Genomic DNA, 4,314 nt, shown 5'->3' on the forward strand with positions numbered 1-4,314 from the left:
GACAAGCCCCTGATCCAGTACGTGGTGAATGAAGCCATTGCCGCCGGCATCACCGAGATTGTGCTGGTCACCCACGCCAGTAAGAATTCCATTGAAAACCACTTTGATACCAGTTTTGAACTGGAAGCGCAGCTGGAAACCAGGGTCAAGCGCCAGCTGCTGGACGAGGTGCGCTCCATTGTCCCCCAGGAGGTGACGGTCATTTCCGTCCGCCAGCCCTATGCCAAGGGGCTGGGACATGCGATCAGCTGTGCCCGGCCGGTGGTGGGCAATCAGCCTTTTGCGATTCTGCTGCCGGATGTGTTGGTGGATCAATATCGGGCCAATCCCCAGGTGGATAACCTGGCCTCGATGGTCAGGAACTACGAGACTAGCCGCCGCAGCCAGATCATGGTGGAGGCGGTGCCCTGGGAGAGCGTCAACAAATACGGTGTGGTGGACTGCAACGGTATTGAGTTGATGGCCGGTGGGGTGGCCGGTATCGAAAAGATGGTTGAGAAGCCGGACCCCAAGCAGGCGCCATCCAATATGGCCGTGGTGGGCCGCTATGTGGTGTCGCCATCGATTTGGGATCTGCTGGCGAAAACGCCGATGGGTGTCGGCGGCGAAGTGCAGCTCACCGATGCGCTGGAAGCGCTGCTGAAGCTGGAGGTGGTGGAGGCCTACCGGATTATCGGTTGCAGCCACGACTGCGGCAGCAAGCTGGGTTACATGCAAGCCAATATCGCCTATGCCCTGAGACACCAGGAGATTGGCGACAGTGTGCGGGAATACCTGAAGAGTCGAGATCACAAAGCGGCCGTTATTGAACTCGATAAGTCGCGCCGTTAATTTTTTCTGGGACTGATAGCCCATGCCCGCGGCGTGGGCTTTGTTTGTGTGGGAACTATGAAAATTACCTGTTTTAAAGCCTACGATATTCGCGGCAAACTCGGTGAAGAGCTGTCGACCGAGACGGTTTATCGCATTGGTCGCGCCTATGCCCGTTGGCTGCAACCCAAGACTGTAGTGGTGGGAGGGGATATTCGCACCTCCAGCCCGGCGCTGAAAAGTGCGCTCACCAGCGGTTTGCGGGACGAGGGAGTCGATGTGCTCGATATCGGTTTGTGCGGCACCGAGGAGATCTACTTTGCCACGGCGCACCTCGGCACCTGTGGTGGCATCATGGTGACCGCCAGTCACAACCCCATTGACTACAACGGCATGAAGCTGGTCCGGGAGGATGCGCGCCCAATCAGTGCCGACACCGGCCTGGTGGAAATACGCCAACTGGCGGAACAAGCCGATTTCCCCCCGACCGGGTTGGCGCAGCGGGGCAGCTATCGCCGTTTCAGCTGTTCCGATGCCTATATCGAGCACCTGCTGGGCTATATTGACCCCGCCAAACTCCGCCCCCTGAAGATTGTGGTCAATGCCGGTAACGGTGCGGCGGGGCCGGTGCTCGATGCCCTGGAAAGCCACTTGCCATTTGAGCTGATCAAGGTCAACCACGAGCCGGATGGCCGCTTTCCCAACGGCATTCCGAACCCCCTGTTGCCCGAGAGTCGCCACCACACCAGCGATATCATTAAAGCCACTGGCGCCGATCTGGGGCTGGCCTGGGACGGCGATTTTGACCGCTGTTTCCTGTTTGATGAAACAGGCGAATTTATCGAGGGCTATTACATCGTCGGCCTGCTGGCGGAGGCATTCCTGCGCAAGCACCCGGGGGAGAAAATCATCCACGACCCCCGCCTGACCTGGAACACCCAGGCCGTCTGTCAGGAGTTCGGTGGCCGGGCGATCCAGAGCAAATGCGGCCATGCGTTTATCAAGCAGGCGATGCGGGAACAAAATGCCGTGTACGGCGGCGAAATGAGTGCCCACCACTATTTCCGCGATTTTTTTTACTGCGATAGCGGCATGATTCCCTGGCTGCTGATAGCCGAGCTGATTTGCAGTACCGGGCAGCCGCTCTCGCAGATGATGCGGGCGCGGATGGACGAATACCCCTGTTCCGGCGAACTCAACCGCAGTGTCGACGATGCCCCGGCGCTGCTGGCGACACTGCAAGAGGCCTATGCCGGGCAGGCCCTCAGCGTCGAGCAGTCGGACGGCCTGAGCGTGGCTTGCCAGGATTGGCGTTTTAACCTGCGCAGCAGTAATACCGAGCCGGTGGTGCGACTCAATGTCGAGGCAAAAAACCGGCAGTTGATGGAACAAAAAACCCGGGAACTGTTGGGGCTGATGGGCTGCGATTAACCACTTCCCATTCCCCGGATTGACTAGACTGTCAGGACGGACCCTAAAAGCCAGCTGGTCGGGGAGTATCGGCAATGCAGGAAAAAACAGTACTGGTTAGCGGTGCCACCGGATTTATTGGCAGCCATTTCTGCCGCGCCGCGCTGGCCAGGGGGATGAGGGTGATTGCTCTCAGCCGCGATAAAACCAAAGCGCAGGCATTGTTGCCCGATACGCATGTGATCAGCCGACTGGATGAACTGGGGCCGGATGAGCCGGTGCATTACCTGGTCAATCTGGCGGGAGAGCCGCTGGTTGCCGGACGCTGGAATGAGAAGCGCAAACAGGCATTTTTCGACAGCCGGGTGGGTATGACCAATCGGTTGCTGGCACATTTCCAGCAGGCCGCCGTGCCACCTAAAGTGATGGTGAGCGGCTCCGCGGTGGGTTATTACGGTCCTCACCAGGACCGCTTACTCGACGAGGCCGCCAAGTATCACGACGGCTTTTCCCATCGGTTGTGTGCCGCCTGGGAGCAGAGCGCCCGCCAGTTCGAGCAGTTGGGTACCCGCGTTTGTTGCGTGCGCACCGGCATCGTTCTGGGCCGCGGTCAGGGGGCTCTGGCCCGTATGCTGACGCCCTTCAAATTGGGATTGGGCGGGCAGCTGGGTTCCGGCAAACAGTGGATGCCGTGGATTCATATCGACGATGAAGTGGCCGTCATTTTTCACTGTTTGAAACGCAGCGACCTGCACGGCAGTGTCAATTCTGTCGCCCCCAACCCGGTGACCAACCGCCAGTTTACCCGGGCGCTGGGCCAGGCGCTGCACCGCCCGACGATTGTTCCGATGCCGGCGCCGGTGGCGAGGTTGCTGTTTGGTGAAATGGCCGATGAACTGCTGCTGACTGGGCAGCGGGTGTACCCCCGCAAGTTGTTGGAATCCGGATACCACTTTCGCTTCCCCGAGTTGGGGTTGGCGCTGTCGGAAATTCTGGGCAACGGTGAAGGCGAAAGCTAGGCCAGCTGCCGGGTGGTCAGGGGGTGATAGACAATGTCATTCTCGATGAACTCGCTCTCGAACAGGCTGGCCGCCTCCACTGACATACTGATGGCGGGGTCGAGGCCGATGGCTGGCCACAGCCCCCGATGGATTTTTCCCAGGGTGATATGCGGCCTGAAGGAGCGCTCCTTCAGGGTAAAGCCCTGAGCGGTTAAACAAGCGGTTAACTGTTGCTGCAGTGCCTCAAGGAGCTTACTGGCCGATGGCAGCGCGACAATATTGCGTCCCCGATCATCGGGAAAGCGCTGCAGGGAAACCAGCTGCAACTCAAATGAAACAGCTTCGAGCCCATTGACGACCTCCGCGGCTCTACGGGTCTGCTCTTCCGTGCGGTGGCCCAGAAACGCCAGGGTGAGGTGGCGGTTTGTCGCCGCAATCCAGCGTATCTCCGCGTCCGAAGTGCAGTACGGCGCCAGTCGTTTACCGGTATCTGCCGGCACCGGTAGCGCGATAAACAGGCGTCGGTAACCGGGGGGGACCATGGTGATCAGTCGCCGCGGTAAATACAGCCGGAGGTGCAGGTCTCGCGAATTTCCACCTGGCTCAACAGCGGCAGTGAAGGTTTGAGCTCAGCCCAGATCCAGCGGGCGATGTTCTCGCTGGTGGGATTTTCCAGTCCCGCCACCTCATTGAGGTAGCGGTGATCGAGTTGTTCGTAGAGGGGCTTGAAGTAGTCTTTCAGGTCGCCAAAGTCCATCACCCAACCGGTGGTAGCACCGACTTCGCCACTCAGGTAAAGGCGCACATGGTAGGAGTGGCCGTGCAGCCGACCACATTTGTGTCCCGCCGGCACATGGGGTAACAGGTGGGCCGCTTCGAAGGTAAATTCCTTGAAAATTTCCATGGGGATTCCGGTTATGCAGTAAGGCTGCGTATGTTAATTTGATGCCGACACACTGTATAGCAAATCGCTGCTCGAAATGTTTGACACTGCCCGATAATTAGGTAGAATGCGCCTCTCTTTCGAGGGGTGGTTAGCTCAGTTGGGAGAGCGACGGCCTTACAAGCCGTAGGTCGCAGGTTCGACCCCTGC

The 4,314-nt window shown here is 59.0% G+C and carries 5 protein-coding genes; 3 read left to right on the plus strand and 2 right to left on the minus strand.

Features of this window, described 5'->3' with window-relative positions; all coding sequences use genetic code 11:
• From ABY948_RS11405 to ABY948_RS11415, 3 genes are all read left to right on the plus strand, one after another.
• Nucleotides 1–831: UTP--glucose-1-phosphate uridylyltransferase (locus ABY948_RS11405; RefSeq protein ID WP_461482660.1), on the plus strand; the 831-nt coding region annotated here is incomplete at its 5' end.
• A 57-nt stretch (nt 832–888) separates the two neighbouring features.
• Nucleotides 889–2,241, plus strand: coding sequence for a phosphohexomutase domain-containing protein (locus ABY948_RS11410; protein WP_461482661.1), 1,353 nt, complete (start codon nt 889–891; stop codon nt 2,239–2,241).
• Nucleotides 2,242–2,315: 74 nt separating this feature from the next.
• Nucleotides 2,316–3,239, plus strand: coding sequence for a TIGR01777 family oxidoreductase (locus tag ABY948_RS11415; protein ID WP_461482662.1), 924 nt, complete (start codon nt 2,316–2,318; stop codon nt 3,237–3,239).
• Here the strand turns inward: ABY948_RS11415 and thpR are convergent.
• Both thpR and queD read right to left on the minus strand, forming a co-directional pair.
• Nucleotides 3,236–3,763: an RNA 2',3'-cyclic phosphodiesterase gene (gene thpR / locus ABY948_RS11420; RefSeq protein ID WP_461482663.1), complete on the minus strand. Its 528-nt coding sequence runs from the start codon at nt 3,761–3,763 to the stop codon at nt 3,236–3,238. The genes ABY948_RS11415 and thpR overlap by 4 nt on opposite strands.
• A 5-nt stretch (nt 3,764–3,768) precedes the next feature.
• The gene (queD, locus tag ABY948_RS11425) at nt 3,769–4,125 is read right to left on the minus strand and encodes a 6-carboxytetrahydropterin synthase QueD (RefSeq protein ID WP_461482664.1); all 357 of its coding nucleotides are present in this window, start codon (nt 4,123–4,125) and stop codon (nt 3,769–3,771) included.
• Between the last annotated feature and the right edge of the window lie 189 nt (nt 4,126–4,314).

It is taken from the genome of Porticoccus sp., assembly GCF_041592135.1.
Classification (GTDB): domain Bacteria; phylum Pseudomonadota; class Gammaproteobacteria; order Pseudomonadales; family Porticoccaceae; genus Porticoccus.